Source organism: Chryseobacterium sp. 2987 (assembly GCF_031456375.1).
Classification (GTDB): domain Bacteria; phylum Bacteroidota; class Bacteroidia; order Flavobacteriales; family Weeksellaceae; genus Chryseobacterium; species Chryseobacterium vaccae.
Map to the genome: position 1 here is coordinate 293842 of NZ_JAVDUN010000005.1, position 16786 is coordinate 310627.

Below are 16786 nucleotides of genomic sequence, written 5' to 3' on the forward strand. Positions count from 1 at the left end.
AGACCATGGCCATTTATATCACACTGCTTTTCTTTGCTACCATCGCTGCTTTTTGGATCAGTACAATCTGTGGAGGAGGTGCCAGCCTGATTCTTATCCCGATCCTGAATATGATGCTTCCTGGTTCTTTAGTCCCGTTTTCACTGACGGTAGGAACTTTTACAAGTTCTTTGTCCCGTATTGCTGTTTTTAAAAAGCATATCAGATGGAGGATTTTTTTGTGGTTTGTCCCTTTTTCTATTCCTGCTGTTTTAGTAGGGGCGTGGCTCATCAAATATGTCAATCCGAACTATTTGCAGTTAATTGTTGCCTTTTTCCTGATGGCCAATGTTCCGGAATTGTTCAAAGCAAAAAAAACGGAACAGGAACCTCAAAAGCTTTATCCTTCGGCAGCCCTGGCACTTATAGGATTTTGTGCAGGATTTGTTTCCGGTATTACAGGAGCTATTGGGTTGCTGTTTAATCGTTTTTATCTGCGATTTGGGCTGAAAAAAGAAGAAATTGTGGCAACAAGAGCGGCCAATGAAGTATTCCTCCATTTCATCAAGCTGATGATCTATCTTTCACTCGGTTTATACTCAGGAAAAGCATTGTGGTTTGGGCTGGCTATTGCTGTAGCGGCCATTATTTCATCATATACTATAAAATATATTCTTCCGTATTTAAGCGAAATGATGTTTAAAAAGATAGGATATGGTGCAATGGTAGTCTCCGGAATAATGCTTCTGGTGGGAACTTCAGATAAAATAATAAAAGAAGATAAAATTGCTTTTTCATCCACCCTGCACAGCGGAGAGACGGAATCTGTGATCTCATGGCGGAAAACCGATTTTGTTGTTGAATTCGCATTTGATGATGGTTTTGAAGTGGAAAGACCTATAAAACCAGAGGAACTGCCAGATCCCCTTAAAGAAAAATATCTACAGCTGGAACCGTATTATGACTGCATTCATCTTGAAAAGGTCTTTATGTTCAGAAAAGAACCTGCTTATGAATTTTACTGCTATAAAGACGGAAAACTTACAAAATTTGAAATTTAATGTTTATGGATCTCCGGCCTGGATTTCATAATTGCTTTGTAAGAAGAAGTAAATGCAGACAGACTTTGATATCCGACCTTATAAGCAATCTGGCTTAAAGTATATTGCCCGGTGTCCAGCAGTTCAATACTTTTTAAGATGCGTACCAGCTGATGGTATTTCTGAAGCGTAATTCCTGTTTCATTTTTAAAATTTCTCTGAAGGGAACGAACAGACATTTGCGCCTTTTCTGCAAGCAACTCTGTATCCAGACTATATCTAAAATTTAAATTGATATGCTCACATACAGGAATAAGCCTTATATCCGCAGGAACGGGGATTTCAAGGTATGAACTTTCCTTACAGAAGTTAGGAAGGCTTTTTAGAATTGCTTTAAAAAACAGATCCTGCTCTTCATCTTCAGTAAGCAGCTGATTCCATTTAGAAGCATACAAAAGCATTTCCTTCAAAACCGGAGGGACGGCAAAAACATGAACATTCTTATAAAAATCTTCCTTGAAAACCGACTTAAATAAAAAGACCATTAAATTCACCGTTTTTGCTTCTGAAGTGATCCGGTGGGCCTTTTCTGAAGGAATCCAGATGACATGATGCTGAGGTACCAGATAGATCTTCTGATCGATATGAAAGTATTGATATCCTTCTTCTACAAATGTAAGCTGTGCCCGGCTGTGGGTATGGTCATAATCATCATGTTTCCAGTCTTTTTCACACCAGACATACGCTTCCTTTTCAATGCTGTCTACAAAACTGCTTTGGGTATATTCTGTTAAACCGCATTTGGTATTGTCGTTCTGCATATATTTTTTGGCAAATTTAATAAAAACGACAGTATTAATTTTGTATTATCAATTATAGTATTCAAAATGAAAAAATTAAGTACACTTTTTGTATTCATTCTATTATTAAAAACTACCACCATTATGGCGCAAAATCAAAAAGCCAGCATATTGGTTCTTATTCATTCAGACAATGGAGGAACATATGAACTGGCAAAAGAAATAGCATCCGGTATTGAAAGCAATGGCAGTGCTTCGGCTGTCATTAAGCAGGTTAAAGAATCTCCGAATGCCAAATTAAAAAATATCCCTGTGGCTTCAGTGGATGAGCTGCCTTCCTATGACGGAATTGTTTTCGGATCTCCGGTCTATTTTGGGAATATAAGTACAGGAATGAGCGAGTTTTTGTCTAAAACCGTTAATTTATGGACGAATAATGCTCTTGAAGGGATGCCTGCCTCTGTATTTATGTCTGCCGGAAGCGGTGCCGGAAAAGAACTGGCATTACAGGCCTTCTGGAACAGTCTTGCTGTTCACGGAATGGTATTGGTTTCTAATGGCATCAGAGGGTATGAAAATATGAATAAAACCATACCACAGGGGAACAGCGTGCTTGGAATTACCAGTATGGCTTCTCTAAAAGACGTGGAAAGACCTACAAAAGACGAACGTATTCTGGCAGAACTGCAGGGAAGAAATTTTGCTAAAACGGCTTTGGCCCTAAAGGGAACTTTTAATAAAAAGCTAACCACCACAGTAAAACCTGCATCAGAAGATATCAATGCCACAATGAAGATTAAAAATATTATGCTGCCTCAGGTTCCTAAGCCAGCCGGAAATTACAAACCTTTCGTACGTTCCGGAAATCTGGTATTCATTAATCAGGTAGCCTTAAAAGAAGGAAAAATTCTTTATCCAGGAAAATTAGGAGCTGACGTGAATGAAGAACAGGTAAAAGAAGCCACAAAAACTACTATGTTGAATGTAATTGCTGTGCTGAAAGAAGCTGTTGGCGGAGACCTGAATAAAGTAAAACAATGTGTACAGCTGACCGGAATTTTCAATACCAAAGACAATTATACCAAACATGCCGATCTTATGAATGTCGCTTCCGATCTTACAGTGGAAGTATTCGGTGAAAAAGGAAAACATGCAAGAGCTACGCTGGGAGCTTCTTCTATTCCTGTCAATTCTTCGGTAGAAATACAGGCTGTTTTTGAAGTGGAATAAGCTCTTTCAACAATTTACAATCAACTGCAGATTTGTGAGAATTTCAATCTCATGGATTTGCAGTTTTTTATTTCCCACAAACCCCACTGAGATTTGTGGAAATTTCTCTCTCAGCTTATTTTATTTGAAAAAATTGCTGAAAAACTCTGGTTTTGTGCCTTAAAGCAGCATAATGATTCAAAACCTTTCGCCATACGTATCCCAGGAAATATCTGATTAAAAAAATAATACAGTCTATTTCGATAAAATTAAAAGTATAAGTAAGATAACACGCAGTGAAAATAACCATCTTCATCCGTGCAATCTGCGCGATTTGTGGGAAATATTTTTGTCGCTAATTCACGAATTAATCTGTACCTCCATGCAAAATATAATTAAGTGTAAAATATCTATATCTCTTGAGCCAGTACGTCACCGATTATCTTTATACTCTGTTCCAGCTGTTCTTCAGAAAGGGAACCATAGCTCAGTCTAAAACCGTTGATTGTCTGATCAAAGCTGTATTGTTCAGGATGGATGATATTGATGTTTCTTTCAATAAGTAAATCTGTTACGGTATTCCAGTTCAATTTTGCTTTGGGTACAATCCAGAAGGCCAGTCCGCCATCCGGAAGTATAAAATCAGAAGAATTCTTTATGTATTTTTCCAGAAGCCCGGCTACAAAATCTCTTTTGTTCCTGTAATGTAATGTGGCTTTTTTAATATGTTTTTTTACAGCTCCATCTTTAATCAGCTGTAGTACGGCCTGTTCCATAATCACATCACCCTGAACATCAATTATTTTTCTGAGATCTCCGATTCTTTGAAGCAGTTTCTGATCTTTGGATACCAGATAACCAATTCTTAAAGCTGGTGCAACTACTTTACTTAGTGTTCCGATATATACGTAATGGTTAAGATCCGGGAAACTGGAAACGGGAAGAATAGGGCGGTACCCAAAATGGAACTCATTATCATAATCGTCTTCAATGATGGTAAAACCATACTTGTTTGATAATGCAATGAGCTGAAGCCTTCTTGCCAGGCTTAAGGTAACGGTTGTAGGGTATTGCCTGTGAGGGGTGATATAGATCGCTTTGATATTTTTATAGATGGTTAAAAGTTTCTCAATATTTTCAATAATGATCCCTTCATGATCCACTGCTACAGGTAGAAGCTCTGTTCCTGCGTATTCAAAAGCTTTCCAGGCGGGCTGGTATCCCGGGTTTTCTATGATCACCTGATCTCCCGGCTGTAAAAGCGCCTGAGCAGTCAGAAACATGGCCATCTGGCTGCCTCTTGTGATAGATATTTCATTCTCATTGATATTCATTCCTCTTTGATGATTCAGCATCTGGGCAATACTTTTGCGGAATTCAGGATCTCCGTGCTCACTGCTGTAACCCATCATCTGCCACTTGGCTTTTCTGCTGAAAATCTGCCTGTATGCTCTGGCCAGCTCTGTTACAGGGGCAATTTTACTGTCAGGATGTCCGTCGTCAAAATTAATCATCATAGGATTGTCCTGTCGTTTTTCCTCTTCCGGTCCGGATTCTTTTTGAGATGATCTCCGTTGTGAAACCGGCAGTACATCTGAGACAAAAATTCCTTTTCTTTCCTTTGAAATTACCCATTCTTCATTAATGAGTACCTGATAAGCTTCTACTACTGTGTTCCTGTTAATATTCAGCAGCTGGGCCAGATTTCTGCTTCCCGGAAGGGCATCTCCTGCTTTTAATCTTGCTGAACGAATATCTGCAATGATGGTATCAGCGATCTGTAAATAGACTGCTTTATCAAGTTTTTTATCGATTTCCAATTCTAATTTCCAAGGTCTGAGCATCTGGACTATCTATTTATATGAAAACTGTATCAGTTAAACAGTCCAAATATAAAATAATTTTGTCATGCAATAATGCAAAGAACATTTAATTTTTTTAAATCATGGACAAGAAACAATTCAGTTCAAAAGACTTTCATGAAACTTTTGCAAGACCTAAATACGTAAAACCAGGCCATCTGATTCATAAAAACGTAGAAAATGCGGGGGAACACAACCAGTTTTCAACGGAAAGAAAACATCCTGTTTTTTTTGTAGATCTTCCCAGTAAAAATGTAAGTATGACAATAGGAGGTATTCTCCCGGGCCAGCAGACCAACAGACACAGACATACCTATGAAACGGTATTGTATGTGATTGAAGGCAAAGGATGGACAGAAGTGGAAGATGAAAGAGTGCATTGGGAAGCGGGAGATGCTGTTTACATTCCTTCATGGGCCTGGCATAAACATCAGAATATGAGCGATACTGAACCTGCCAAATATATTGCCTGTGAAAACGCACCGCAGCTACAAAACCTGGGTGTTGCCTTAAGGGAAGAAGAAGGCAGAGATCTTTAGTTACCAGCCATTAAGAAATACTGAAAGTTTAAGCTTCGTTAAGAAAGTCATTCTGATTTTAAAGAAAACCTGCCGTAAACAATCTTAACTGCTTAAACTTTCTTAATGGAAATCATTTAATTTTTAAAATCAATAAACAATGAAAAATGTTCCATTTAAAGGAGTGATTGCTTATCCTATTACCCCTTTCGACGAGAATGAAAAAGTAGACATCCCTCTCTTTAAAAAACTGACTGAAAGGCTGATCGTTTCCGGAAGCCACGGAATAGCTCCGTTAGGAAGTACCGGAGTAATGCCTTATCTGTCCGATGAGGAAAAAGAAGCCGTAACAGAAGCAACAATAGAACAGACCCAGGGGAGAGTCCCGACACTTGTAGGAGTATCTAATCTTACCACAGATAAGACCGTTCATCATGCAAAATTTGCTGAGAAAGCAGGGGCTGATGCTGTAATGATCATTCCTATGAGCTACTGGAAGCTTACGGATGATGAAATTGTATCTCATTATGATACAGTAGCCAGCAAGATTTCTATTCCTATCATGGCTTATAACAATCCGGCCACCAGTGGAGTAGATATGTCTCCAGCTCTTCTTAAAAGACTGTTGGAGATTCCTAATGTAACGATGATCAAAGAGAGTTCCGGAGATATCCAGAGAATGCATTATCTGCGAAAAGAACTGGGAGAGGATGTTGCTTTTTATAACGGATCCAATCCGCTGGCCCTGGCTGCATTTACTGCCGGAGCAAGAGGCTGGTGTACCGCGGCACCGAATCTGATCCCCGAACTGAATGTTGCTTTATACAACGCGGTGGAAGAAGGCAATATAGAAAAAGCCCAAGAGGTTTTCTACAAGCAGTTCGACCTGTTGAAATTTATCGTTAATAAAGGACTCCCAAGAGCTGTAAAAGCTGGTTTAAACATTCTGGGAGAAGAAGGCGGAAACCTGAGAAATCCGTTAAAGCCTCTAACGGCTGAAGAAACGCAGGAACTGAAAAATATTATTAAAATCCTTAATTAATTTAATCTTATGAAAAAGTCAATTTTTTATCATGCCGGATGTCCGGTTTGTGTAAGTGCAGAGCACGATATTGTTAACCTTATTGGTGCAGAAAATGTAGAAATTATTCATTTAGGAAATGACAGAAGTAAAATTACAGACGCTGAAAAGGCGGGGATACAATCTGTCCCTGCTTTGGTAACACCTAATGGAAATGTCCTTCATATCAATTTTGGAGCATCTATGGAAGATGTAAAAAAATAAAAATTCCCGGTGGCTGAATTTTTCAGGGTCACCGGGGTTTTCTGTTCTTTTACAAAAGGCAGCCTGAGTTTTCGGCTGTTTTTTCTTTATACAGTGGCATTGCCTTCAACACCGTCTGAATTATTCGTTTTAATTCCAGTTATTGCAGAAGCTACAAAACTGAACAGGCTGACCAGTTTTCCTGCTTTTGTATCCCAATAATACGTTTCTTCAGGCTCTACACGAATGATGGTAACATCCGGATCATTTTTACCGTCAAACCATGCTTTGGCCATCGGAGACCATTTCTCATCAATCGTTGCTTTATCTTTATAAACAGAAGCTTGTCCATATACAGAAAGATATTGAGAGTCACTATTGTTCATGAAAAAAAGCTGTACCCTCCGGTCTTCTTTTATTTCAAAATTCTTGTTGCTTACGGCACTACTGATAAACCATAGGTTCCCGCTGTCATCTGTTTCCTGAAGAGTCATAGGCCGTGAATTGACCGGTACGGTTTCCAGTTCTGTACAGAACATGCATATTCTTGCTTTTTCTGACAGTTCTTTGATCTTTTTAATGGCTTCGAGGTGGGTTAAATTCTGTGTTGACATATTATTATATTTTAAAGTTTGGTATTACTGGGAAAATAAAAATAAGTGGATTTCTGAAACTGAATTTCAGTAATATTCACTATTAAATATTCAAATACCTGACCAAACAGAATGATTATTGCAAGGAATATCCTGAGTTTATGTATTATTGATCTGAAATCATTTTCTGAAGATCACTCCATGCACCGCCATTGTATACATATTTAAAGCCTTTTTCCTTTAAAATATGCTCAGCTTTTACGCTCCGTAATCCATGAGAACAGACTGTGATGTAGGTTTTATTCTGGTGAAGTTCAGTATATCTTTCGCGGATGCTTCCTAAAGAAATATTAACAGATCCTTCAATATGCCCTGTTTTATATTCTTGTTCCGTTCTTACATCCAGAATAATGGCTCCTTTTTTAATATGGGTTTCAAGATTGTTACCTAATGTCTGGTATTTGTAAACCCGGTAAATAATATACACTGTAAGAGCTATTCCGCAGAGGATTAAGGCATTTTTCATAGTCTGCTTAAAATTTTACGGTCAATATAAAAGGTGCCAAAAGGAATAAAGCACGCCAGGATTACTTTCCAGGTCGTTTCTTTAAATTTCCATTGCTGTTCAACCCCTACACTTAAGGTATTAAACAGGAAAAGAAGAAATAATGTTCCATGAACCGGACCCATTAGTTTTACAAGTCCCGGGTTTCCCAACCCATATTTCAATGGTACCGCAATGAATACCAGAATGAGCAGGGAGATTCCTTCCAGAATGGCCAGAATCCTGAGACGGCCGGCTTTTGTTTTTAATAAATTCATCATAATTATCTAAAATAAGGTCTGTTGGTAAGAGGGGAGAATGGCCATGGGATAGCCATAAAAATAAGTACTAACGCAATGAAATACCAGATAAGCATTGTTCTGAATTTTTCCCGGTCTGTTTCTTTTCTCTTAGCCAAAGCAGAACCTATGGTGATCAGCACAACTGAAGTAATCATTAGTAAAATATGAATCAGCCCGAAGAAAAGCAGATCCAGAGAGGCTTTAGATTCACTGAAGTTCTTCCAGAAATATTTTACGATTGGACTCCTGGAATAAAGGACAATTCCCAAAACCAGCTGAATATGGGCAATGGTTGCTGTCCAGTGCCGTACCGAATCTTCCTTTTTTCCAAATGTTTTTTGATAAAAATATCCTCTGAAGGCTATCCATATGCTGTAAATAAGGCTTAATAAAACGATCCACCGGAACAGGGAATGAAGAAATGTAAGCGTCTGGTACATGATTAATTTTTAGAACACTTCAAAGATAGAATAAAAACATACTAATTAGTATGTTTTTTGGTAAAAAATTATTCCAAAGATTTGAAATAAGATTTAAGTCCTTTTAAATAAATGAGATACACGGATTTTGAGTTTTCCAGTTTCCCTAAATTCCGCACTCCCCAATAGCCGGACATTACAAAAACGGCAATTTCTTTTGCGTTGACATTCTCTTTTAACGAGTTATTTTTCTTTCCGTTTTCAATACACGAAATAATGGCATCCTCCCATTGTACAGAAAGTTTATTCAGAGCCTTGGTAAAATCTACATGCCATGGAGCCATTTCCTGCGTGAAATTGGAAGCCGGGCAGCCGTATGCAACCTTTAACAAATCATTTTCCATTAAAACGTTATACAGCAGGTTGTAAATACTTTCTAAAGGCTGATCGCTGTTTTGCAGAGGTTCAATGAAGATGCTTTTGAAATTATTGATCAGAAGTTCATTAATGATGGCCAGACCCATTTCATCTTTTGTTTTAAAATGATAATAGAAAGCCCCTTTTGTTACCTGGGTGGTTGCAATGATTTCATCGATGCTTGTGGTCTGATAACCTTTCACGTAAATCAGTTCAAAGGCTTTCTGAAGAATATTTAAACGGGTTGCTTCTGATTTTTTCATAGGGAGGCACTGTCTTTACTGCAAAGAAACGGAATTTCTAAAAACTTAACTATCATTATTCTGATAATAAACTACAATTTAAATAATTTTTATAATATAATTTTTCGTCAGAACTTTGTCTGGTCAAAATCAATAAAATCTGAATACGATGAATAATCAGAAAGAAATACAGATTCAGGCACAGGGAGTGAAAAGCAAAGGCCTTCCTGCTGCATTATGGGCACTTACAATAAGTGCATTCGGAATAGGAACCACCGAGTTTGTCATTGTAGGGCTTCTTCCTACAGTAGCATCAGACCTTGGCATCAGCATTCCTTCAGCGGGACTTTTAGTAAGTCTTTACGCAATAGGGGTTGCCATAGGAGCACCTATACTGACAGCCCTAACCGGGAAAGTTCCGCGAAAGATTCTTCTAATTTCGATTATGCTGTTATTTGTTATTGGCAATGGATTGGCTTCAGTAGCTCCGGGATTTTTTACACTGGTTTTGGCCAGAATTCTGACCGGATTTGCCCATGGAGTTTACTTTTCTATAGGCTCCACAATTGCCGCGTCGTTAGTCACTGAAGAAAGACGGGCAACGGCTATTTCAATTATGTTTTCAGGGCTTACCCTGACGATCGTGACAGGAGTTCCACTGGGAACTTTTATCGGGCAGCATTTCGGGTGGAGAGCCACTTTTATCGGCGTTTCCATTCTGGGAATCATAGGACTGATCGCAAGTATGCTGTTGGTTCCGAAAAACCTTAAAAGCGATCAGACAGCCTCTTTAAAAAGCCTGCCCAAAGTATTGGGAAACAGACGTCTGATCTTTGCATTTTTAATGACAGCCATGGGATACGGAGGAACATTTGTTGTGTTTACCTACTTATCACCGATTTTACAGCAGATCACAGGATTTCAGGAATCCACCGTAACATTCATCCTTCTGGTATATGGAATTGCGATTGCCCTGGGAAATCTTTTCGGAGGAAAAATGGCCAATAAAAAACCGTTAAAAGCTCTTTTATGGATGTTTGCAGCACAAGGTCTGGTATTACTGGCATTTTATTTTACAGCTGCCAGTCCGGTACTGAGTATTATCACGCTCTTTCTTTTAGGAGGCTTATCTTTTGCCACCGTGCCCGGATTGCAGCTCTTGGTAGTACAAATCGCAGAAAAAGAAGTTTCCGGCACAGAAGATGTGGCATCAGGAATCAATATTGCAGCATTTAATATCGGGATTGCGATAGGATCTTATACTGGTGGGCTTATTGTAAACTCTTCTTTAGGATTGAACAGTACACCCTGGATCGGAGCGGTATTTCTATTAGCAACAGTATTAATCACATGGTACAGCATCCATTTGAGCAAAAAGAAATAAGAAAGGGAGAAGGAAGAGATTATTTATTATTTTTTTCTCTCGCTGATTTTGAAGATAACGCAGATCTTAAAATAACGGTATGTATATGAATAAAGTTATAGGTGATTGACAATTCTCGTTATACTGCCTTGCTTTTAGTTGACTCAAATGTAATATTGTTTAAAGCCTGAATATTCAAAAAATCTGCAAGAAATTTTTTAATTTTAATATTTTCCCTTATATTAAAGAGTCTCTAAGCTTTTTTTCAGAACAAAATAATTTCCAACCTCTCTCTTCCACCTTAGATTTCATGAATTTCAGAATCTGTAAATACAAAAAACTTTCCGCTTTTGGGAATATTTTTGGTATCAAGTCCTGTAAATTCACTGAAGGCAGGTAGAAGAAGCTGTCCGGAAGTCTGTACAAAACAAGGAAGTCTGAAGCTTTCCACTGAAGAATTCAGGATAACGCCCGGATGAATATGCCCGGTGATCTGAAATCCGGAGCGTGTTTTATCAAAATCATGAATGAAGATAAAATCGTCGATCTGCAGAAGTTCAGCCCTGAAATTCAGGCATAATTTACGTTCCAGGGCTTCTGTAATCCGATCGTGGTTACCTTCGATAAGATAAAATAAGAGATCAGGATACTGATTTCTCCATCGGCAAAACTCATCCACGTCAGAATTATCTCCGGCATGGAGCAAATCACCAACAATAATGAATTTATCAGGGTTAAAATAGGCTATGAGAGCAGATAATCTTTCCAGATCGCTTTTCATAATATGATTGGCCAGAGCAATCCCGTTTTTCCGGAAATGAGCTGTTTTCCCGATATGAAGGTCAGACAGGATTAATGCTTTCTCTCTTTTCCAGAATGCGGCGCGCTGATTGGTTAACGTGAAAACTTCGTTGCTGATCGTGATATTTTTTACGGCAATATTCAAGACTGTAAATGATTAAAAATGTCAATGGTGAATTATACTTCGTAAGTCAATTGTCAATTAGCTTCGCTGTGAATTTTACCAAATGAAAAGCATTGACGATGACTTATCTATAACAAAATATTTTTTCCGGCCTGTTCCACCATTTTCCTGATCCTGGCATCAAGGCTTTCACTGGATAAGGTCTGCCTCAGGCTATCTACTTTGATCGGGAAGCTGAGCGGGGTAAAGGTATTGGAATATTTTAAAATAATTTTTGATTTTTCTATTCTTTTAAAGGCTTCCACCAATCGCTGTTCCTGAAGCTGTATATTGAAAACCTCTGTATACGCCTGTCTTACAAGAAAATGATTGGGGTCGTGATCTTCTAAAACCTTAAAGATTAGTCCGGCTGAACTCTGCAACGACTTATTGGAGCGCTGTTTTCCTGCATAATTCTGGATCACCATTCCGGAGATCACAGCAATATCCCTGAATTTTCTTCTGGCCATTTCCGCTGAATTAATGCTGGCGATTACATCATTCATCAGGTTTTCCCGGGTTAGAACAGCATGCAGATTTTCTTCATTCAGAGGAATTTCCTTGTCACTGAACAGTTCAAAACCGTAATCATTCATCGCCATGGAAAAAGAGATCGGGGCCAGCTTTGAAATACGGTAAGCCATCAGGGCTGCCATCACTTCATGCACAAGACGCCCTTCAAAAGGGTACATAAACAGATGATAACCTTCTCTGTTTTTGATCATTTCGACCAAAAACTCATCTTCTTTGGGAATATGCGAGTTCTTTTCCTGCCGTACCAGAAGCGGATGCAGGAATTTCAGTTCTTTTTCCGAAGTTTTGGGATTCAGGGCATGGGAAAGTTTTTCTCTTAAAAAATGTCCCAGATCAGAGCTTAGAGGAAGCCTTCCGCCCAGATAACTAGGAGTTATTGCCTTTCCTTTGGCTGATCTTACATAGACGATCATATCTTTTATCATGGCCACTTCAAGAGTACGTCCTGCCAGAATAAATTTTTCTTCTTTTTTGAGTTTTGAAATAAAATATTCCTCCACCATACCGATATAACCACCTGAAATAAATTTTACTTTCAGCATAGCATCACTTACAATAACGCCCATATTCATACGGTGGAGCATAGCGATTTTTCTTGAGGTCACTTTAAATAAACCGTTTTCCATAATGATAATCTTATGAAATTCCTCATAGCTTTTTAAGACACTTCCCCCGATGGTCAGAAAATCAAGACAGCTTTTCCATTCATCATCCGTCATTTCCCGGAAAGCATATGTTTTTTTGATCCTTTCATAAGTTTCTTCGGGATAAAAGCCATCTCCAACGGCTAAAGTCATCAGAAACTGAACCAGCACATCAAAGCATAATACCTGAGGCTCGCGGGGTTCTGTTACTTTTTGTTTGACCGCTTCTTTTAATGCTGAAACCTCGATCAGTTCCAGGGAATGAGTAGGGACGCAGTAAATTTTAGAGGTTTCAAAAGGGGAGTGGCCACTCCGTCCGGCACGCTGAAGAAACCGGGCAACCCCTTTGGCTGAGCCAATCTGGATGACTGTATCAACAGGCTTAAAATCTATGCCGAGATCCAGAGAGGAAGTAGAAACCACCGCTTTCAGTTTCCCACTGCTTAAGTTCTCTTCAATCCAGATCCGGAGGTGAGCATCAATAGAGCTGTGATGAATGGCGATCTGACCTGCAAAATCAGGATAGGCGTTCAGCAGAAGCTGATACCACATTTCACTCTGGCTTCTTGTATTGGTAAAAACAATGGTAGAAGTAGATTCAAGAATAACCGGAACGATTTTATCTGCCAGTTTCGCGCCCAGATGTCCCGCCCATGGAAGAACCTCCACTTCATCAGGGAAAACAGGAAGGATTTCAATTTTTTTATATTCTTTGGCGGTAATTTTTGTTTTTTTGATGTCGTAAGGAATCAAAACCTCTATAGCTTCATCCAGATTTCCTATGGTTGCGGTAATTCCCCAGATTTTCATAGCTGGAGCATATTTTCTCAATTGGGAGATGGCCAGTTCTACCATAACTCCGCGTTTAGAGCCCAGCAGTTCATGCCATTCATCCACTGCGGCACATTTCAGATCCTGAAAAAACCTGCTGTGATTTTTCTGCCCCAGAAGCAGATGAAGACTTTCCGGAGTAACAACAAGAATTTCAGGCATGTTTCTTACCTGTTGCTGCCTTACTTTGGGGTCGGTATCGCCATTTCTTACTCCTACGGTCCAGTCCAGACCAATCTCATTCATGGCTTCTTCCATGGCTTTGGCAATATCTTTTGCCAGAGACCGGAGCGGAGTGATCCAGATCATTTTTAGCCCTTTTTTATACTTTTCTGGATGGTTCATAAAATCTAAAACCAATGCCAGAAATACAGAAAACGTTTTTCCGAACCCTGTGGGAGCTATCACCATACCGCTGTAGCCGTTTCCGAATTTGCGCCAGGTCTCGGTCTGGAATTTAAATGGAGCAATACCTTTTCCGGTCATCCACTGCTGAATGACTTTAAAGCCGTTGGTATTTTCAAATGTATTCAATTTACTGGATCAGTTTTTTTATTTCTTCAAGATCATCAATTTCATCAACGGTTTTATCTCTCCGCCATCGTACAATCCGGGGGAACCTCAAGGCAACCCCGCTTTTGTGCCTGCTGCTGAATCCTATGCCCTCAAAAGCTATTTCAAAGACCAGCTCTGCTTTTACCGTCCGTACAGGTCCGAATTTTTCAATGGCATTTTTATTGACAAATTTGCTCACTTCCATGATTTCTTTATCCGTAAGCCCCGAATACGCTTTAGCGATGGTTACCAGAGAATCTCTGTTTTTTACGGCAAAAGTATAATCCGTGTAATAAGCGCTCCGTCTGCCACTTCCTTTTTGGGCATAAATGAGCACTGCATCAATGGTCAGCGGGCTTACTTTCCATTTCCACCAGTCACCTTTTTTTCTTCCGGCATGATAGGGTGAATTCTTTTGTTTCAGCATCAGTCCTTCACTGTTGATCTCTCTGGATTTTTCCTGGATGCTGTTCAGTTCGTCCCAGTTTTCGAATGTTATAGTCTGCGAAATTCTGATTTTTTCAGGATGTTCATTCAGTAACAATTCTTCCAGCATAGCTCTTCTTGCCTCCATAGGTTTTTCGCGGAGATCGGTTCCTTCCAGTTCAAGAAGGTCATACACAAAAACTTCAATCGGAATATCTGCCAACATTTTTTTAGTTAAAGTTTTCCTGTTTAATCTTTTTTGTAACTCATTAAAATTTAAAATATTACCATCCTTTACCGCAAGTATTTCTCCATCTAAAACAAAACTTCCTTTCATCATTTTTACAGCATCCCTGATCTCAGGAAACTGTTCAGTGACCAGCTCTTCACCCCGTGACCAGATGAAAACTTCATCATTTCTTTTGATGATCTGTCCACGGATGCCATCCCATTTATATTCAATCTGCCATTCTTCAGGGGCTCCCAGCTCATCCAGTCCTTTTTCAAGAGGGTAGGCCAGACAGAAGGGGTACGGCTTTGAATTATCAGGATTAATTTTTTCTGCAGAAATCAGCTCTTGAAATGATATTTCACCGGGTTGCCATTTTCCTGTGAGGCTATGTGTAAGGGTACTGGCTTCCTGTCCGGAAAATTTCGTCAGGGCATTGATCAGTGTTTTGTCTGAAACCCCGATGCGGAAACTTCCACCTAAAAGTTTGTTGAATATCAGTCTTTCCGTATAATCCAGTCCGTTCCAGGATTGCAGGACAAATGCTTTTTTTTCTGCTTCGGTTTTATCTTTTAAATGAAGAATATCGGTCATCCATTCAGATAAAGTACGTTCAATTTTCTGTTCAGGAGGGGGGAGAATAAGAGAAAGTGTTTCTCCGAGATCCCCTACAGAAGAATACGATTCCTGGAAGAGCCAGAAAGGCAGCTGTGTAATTTCCAGTGCCCATTCTTTCATATAATTGGTATTGACGTTCCGTTTTGGTCTTTTTCCGGTAAATAAAGCGATAAACCATACTTTATCTTCATCCGGGGCACGTTCCAGATAATCAATGATGGCATCAATTTTCGCATTGGTCTTATTGGTGGTTTCCAATGCATTGATCAGATCTGCAAAGTGTTTCATAATTCCGGAGTTTCAATGATTTCTTTTTCAGATTCTTCTTCATCTTCGCCGAAAAGAGTTTCTATCACATCCGCCTTAATCCCGATTTCGTTGAGATATTTTGAGAAAATATCGGTCTGTCCATGTGTTACATGTACTTTTTCTGCCTCTGTAGCTTTTACGGCCTGAAGAAGCCCTTTCCAGTCTGCATGGTCGCTTATAGGAAATCCTGCATCCGCACTTCGCCATCTTCTGGCTCCCCGTACCTGCATCCATCCTGAGCATATAGCAGTGGCTGCATCCGGTATTTTTCTGATGATACTGCTGTCCAATAAAGCAGGCGGAACAATCACAATCTCATGCTGAAGTTCTTTGATATTTTCTCTGAAGTCTGCAATCTTATAATCAGGAAGCAGAATACCCGATTCTTCAAAAGCTTTATTCAGTTTCCCGATAGAATAATGCACATATGTTTTTCCCAGACCTTCGACGGCTTTCATGATTCGCTGGGCTTTACCTAAAGAATATCCTATGAATACAGAAGTTTTTGAGTTTTCCTGATTTTTCAGTACCCAGCTTTGAAGTTTTTTATTAAGGTCATTAACTTCCAGCCAGTTGTAAATGGGAAGCCCGAAAGTACTTTCTGTAACAAATTCATTGCAGCGAACCAATTCAAAAGGAGTGCTCAAACCATCATCCTGTATTTTATAATCCCCTGAAACAACGGTTACAAATCCTTTGTATTCAAGCCTGATCTGAGCCGAGCCGATAATGTGGCCTGCCGGATGGAGGGATACTTTTACCCCGTTGATGTGTACTATTTCACCATATTCCACGCTCTGGCATTCAATATCCGGTCCTATTCTCTGGTAAAGAACGGGTTTGGTAAAATGATGACACAGGTATTTTTTCATTCCCCAGCGGGCATGATCAGCATGTCCGTGTGTAATGACAGCCAGGTCTACAGGTCTCCAGGGATCAATATAAAATTTCCCCTGAGGACAGTAGATTCCTTTTTTGGTGAATGTGATTAGTTTCAATGGTGTGATCGGTTTATATTTTACATTCAAAAATCCCACCAAATTAAGATAAATCATGGATATCAATATTTCTTATTTCGGGACTTTCATATTTCCTGATCTCCGGAAGCTATTTCAAAGGACTTT

General features: G+C 39.3%; 17 protein-coding genes. 6 read left to right on the top strand and 11 right to left on the bottom strand.

Going from position 1 to position 16786, the window contains the following annotated elements; all coding sequences use genetic code 11:
* The first annotated feature begins 5 nt into the window (after window positions 1–5).
* Entirely contained in the window at window positions 6–1040 is a 1035-nt protein-coding gene (locus J2Y40_RS16790) for a sulfite exporter TauE/SafE family protein (protein ID WP_310000222.1), read from the top strand.
* Here the strand turns inward: J2Y40_RS16790 and J2Y40_RS16795 are convergent.
* Entirely contained in the window at window positions 1037–1840 is an 804-nt protein-coding gene (locus J2Y40_RS16795) for an AraC family transcriptional regulator (protein WP_310000225.1), read from the bottom strand. The two genes, J2Y40_RS16790 and J2Y40_RS16795, sit on opposite strands and share 4 nt — an antisense overlap.
* Window positions 1841–1906: 66 nt before the next feature.
* On the opposite strand from J2Y40_RS16795, the gene J2Y40_RS16800 reads away from it, so the two are divergent.
* On the top strand, window positions 1907–3049 hold the full coding sequence (locus J2Y40_RS16800; protein WP_310000227.1) for an Atu1372/SO_1960 family protein: 1143 nt from the start codon (window positions 1907–1909) through the stop codon (window positions 3047–3049).
* Between the two features lie 389 nt (window positions 3050–3438).
* On the opposite strand, the gene J2Y40_RS16805 is transcribed toward J2Y40_RS16800, so the two are convergent.
* Window positions 3439–4872 carry a PLP-dependent aminotransferase family protein gene (locus J2Y40_RS16805; RefSeq protein ID WP_310000229.1) on the bottom strand — a complete coding sequence of 478 codons (1434 nt, stop codon included), beginning with the start codon at window positions 4870–4872 and terminating at the stop codon, window positions 3439–3441.
* A gap of 101 nt (window positions 4873–4973) precedes the next feature.
* On the opposite strand from J2Y40_RS16805, the gene J2Y40_RS16810 reads away from it, so the two are divergent.
* From J2Y40_RS16810 to J2Y40_RS16820, 3 genes are all read left to right on the top strand, one after another.
* Window positions 4974–5429, top strand: coding sequence for a cupin domain-containing protein (locus tag J2Y40_RS16810; protein ID WP_310000231.1), 456 nt, complete (start codon window positions 4974–4976; stop codon window positions 5427–5429).
* Window positions 5430–5568: 139 nt separating this feature from the next.
* Window positions 5569–6450, top strand: coding sequence for a dihydrodipicolinate synthase family protein (locus tag J2Y40_RS16815; protein WP_310000233.1), 882 nt, complete (start codon window positions 5569–5571; stop codon window positions 6448–6450).
* A gap of 9 nt (window positions 6451–6459) precedes the next feature.
* A complete protein-coding gene (locus J2Y40_RS16820) occupies window positions 6460–6693 on the top strand; it encodes a thioredoxin family protein (protein ID WP_310000235.1) in 234 nt (77 codons plus the stop codon).
* 86 nt (window positions 6694–6779) lie between these two features.
* On the opposite strand, the gene J2Y40_RS16825 is transcribed toward J2Y40_RS16820, so the two are convergent.
* From J2Y40_RS16825 to J2Y40_RS16845, 5 genes are all read right to left on the bottom strand, one after another.
* Window positions 6780–7286 carry a pyridoxamine 5'-phosphate oxidase family protein gene (locus J2Y40_RS16825; RefSeq protein WP_310000236.1) on the bottom strand — a complete coding sequence of 169 codons (507 nt, stop codon included), beginning with the start codon at window positions 7284–7286 and terminating at the stop codon, window positions 6780–6782.
* Between the two features lie 145 nt (window positions 7287–7431).
* Window positions 7432–7791, bottom strand: coding sequence for a rhodanese-like domain-containing protein (locus J2Y40_RS16830; RefSeq protein WP_153392192.1), 360 nt, complete (start codon window positions 7789–7791; stop codon window positions 7432–7434).
* Window positions 7788–8090 carry a DUF3817 domain-containing protein gene (locus J2Y40_RS16835; RefSeq protein WP_153392194.1) on the bottom strand — a complete coding sequence of 101 codons (303 nt, stop codon included), beginning with the start codon at window positions 8088–8090 and terminating at the stop codon, window positions 7788–7790. The genes J2Y40_RS16830 and J2Y40_RS16835 overlap by 4 nt, the downstream gene beginning before the upstream one ends.
* Window positions 8091–8092: 2 nt before the next feature.
* Window positions 8093–8551: a hypothetical protein gene (locus tag J2Y40_RS16840; protein ID WP_310000241.1), complete on the bottom strand. Its 459-nt coding sequence runs from the start codon at window positions 8549–8551 to the stop codon at window positions 8093–8095.
* Window positions 8552–8619: 68 nt separating this feature from the next.
* A complete protein-coding gene (locus tag J2Y40_RS16845) occupies window positions 8620–9210 on the bottom strand; it encodes a TetR/AcrR family transcriptional regulator (protein ID WP_153392198.1) in 591 nt (196 codons plus the stop codon).
* A 148-nt stretch (window positions 9211–9358) separates the two neighbouring features.
* Here J2Y40_RS16845 and J2Y40_RS16850 point away from each other — a divergent pair, with 148 nt between their 5' ends.
* On the top strand, window positions 9359–10573 hold the full coding sequence (locus J2Y40_RS16850) for an MFS transporter (RefSeq protein WP_310000244.1): 1215 nt from the start codon (window positions 9359–9361) through the stop codon (window positions 10571–10573).
* A 280-nt stretch (window positions 10574–10853) separates the two neighbouring features.
* On the opposite strand, the gene pdeM is transcribed toward J2Y40_RS16850, so the two are convergent.
* The 4 genes from pdeM to J2Y40_RS16870 all read right to left on the bottom strand — a co-directional run bounded on the left by pdeM (window position 10854) and on the right by J2Y40_RS16870 (window position 16660).
* Window positions 10854–11498 carry a ligase-associated DNA damage response endonuclease PdeM gene (gene pdeM, locus J2Y40_RS16855; protein ID WP_310000246.1) on the bottom strand — a complete coding sequence of 215 codons (645 nt, stop codon included), beginning with the start codon at window positions 11496–11498 and terminating at the stop codon, window positions 10854–10856.
* 107 nt (window positions 11499–11605) lie between these two features.
* Window positions 11606–14059: a ligase-associated DNA damage response DEXH box helicase gene (locus J2Y40_RS16860; RefSeq protein ID WP_310000248.1), complete on the bottom strand. Its 2454-nt coding sequence runs from the start codon at window positions 14057–14059 to the stop codon at window positions 11606–11608.
* A gap of 1 nt (window position 14060) precedes the next feature.
* On the bottom strand, window positions 14061–15641 hold the full coding sequence (locus J2Y40_RS16865; RefSeq protein ID WP_153392206.1) for an ATP-dependent DNA ligase: 1581 nt from the start codon (window positions 15639–15641) through the stop codon (window positions 14061–14063).
* Window positions 15638–16660, bottom strand: a complete 1023-nt coding sequence (locus tag J2Y40_RS16870) for a ligase-associated DNA damage response exonuclease (protein WP_153399758.1) — start codon at window positions 16658–16660, stop codon at window positions 15638–15640. Before J2Y40_RS16870 ends, J2Y40_RS16865 begins: the two co-directional genes overlap by 4 nt.
* Window positions 16661–16786 lie beyond the last annotated feature (126 nt).

Excerpts from the sequence above, each read along its gene's own strand:
- J2Y40_RS16845 (WP_153392198.1), bottom strand. The coding sequence starts at position 9,210 with ATGAAAAAATCAGAAGCAACCCGTTTAAATATTCTTCAGAAAGCCTTT.
- J2Y40_RS16800 (WP_310000227.1), top strand. The coding sequence starts at position 1,907 with ATGAAAAAATTAAGTACACTTTTTGTATTCATTCTATTATTAAAAACT.
- J2Y40_RS16805 (WP_310000229.1), bottom strand. The coding sequence starts at position 4,872 with ATGCTCAGACCTTGGAAATTAGAATTGGAAATCGATAAAAAACTTGAT.
- J2Y40_RS16825 (WP_310000236.1), bottom strand. The coding sequence starts at position 7,286 with ATGTCAACACAGAATTTAACCCACCTCGAAGCCATTAAAAAGATCAAA.
- J2Y40_RS16835 (WP_153392194.1), bottom strand. The coding sequence starts at position 8,090 with ATGATGAATTTATTAAAAACAAAAGCCGGCCGTCTCAGGATTCTGGCC.
- J2Y40_RS16795 (WP_310000225.1), bottom strand. The coding sequence starts at position 1,840 with ATGCAGAACGACAATACCAAATGCGGTTTAACAGAATATACCCAAAGC.
- J2Y40_RS16830 (WP_153392192.1), bottom strand. The coding sequence starts at position 7,791 with ATGAAAAATGCCTTAATCCTCTGCGGAATAGCTCTTACAGTGTATATT.
- J2Y40_RS16790 (WP_310000222.1), top strand. The coding sequence starts at position 6 with ATGGCCATTTATATCACACTGCTTTTCTTTGCTACCATCGCTGCTTTT.
- J2Y40_RS16815 (WP_310000233.1), top strand. The coding sequence starts at position 5,569 with ATGAAAAATGTTCCATTTAAAGGAGTGATTGCTTATCCTATTACCCCT.
- J2Y40_RS16820 (WP_310000235.1), top strand. The coding sequence starts at position 6,460 with ATGAAAAAGTCAATTTTTTATCATGCCGGATGTCCGGTTTGTGTAAGT.
- J2Y40_RS16840 (WP_310000241.1), bottom strand. The coding sequence starts at position 8,551 with ATGTACCAGACGCTTACATTTCTTCATTCCCTGTTCCGGTGGATCGTT.
- J2Y40_RS16865 (WP_153392206.1), bottom strand. The coding sequence starts at position 15,641 with ATGAAACACTTTGCAGATCTGATCAATGCATTGGAAACCACCAATAAG.
- J2Y40_RS16850 (WP_310000244.1), top strand. The coding sequence starts at position 9,359 with ATGAATAATCAGAAAGAAATACAGATTCAGGCACAGGGAGTGAAAAGC.
- J2Y40_RS16810 (WP_310000231.1), top strand. The coding sequence starts at position 4,974 with ATGGACAAGAAACAATTCAGTTCAAAAGACTTTCATGAAACTTTTGCA.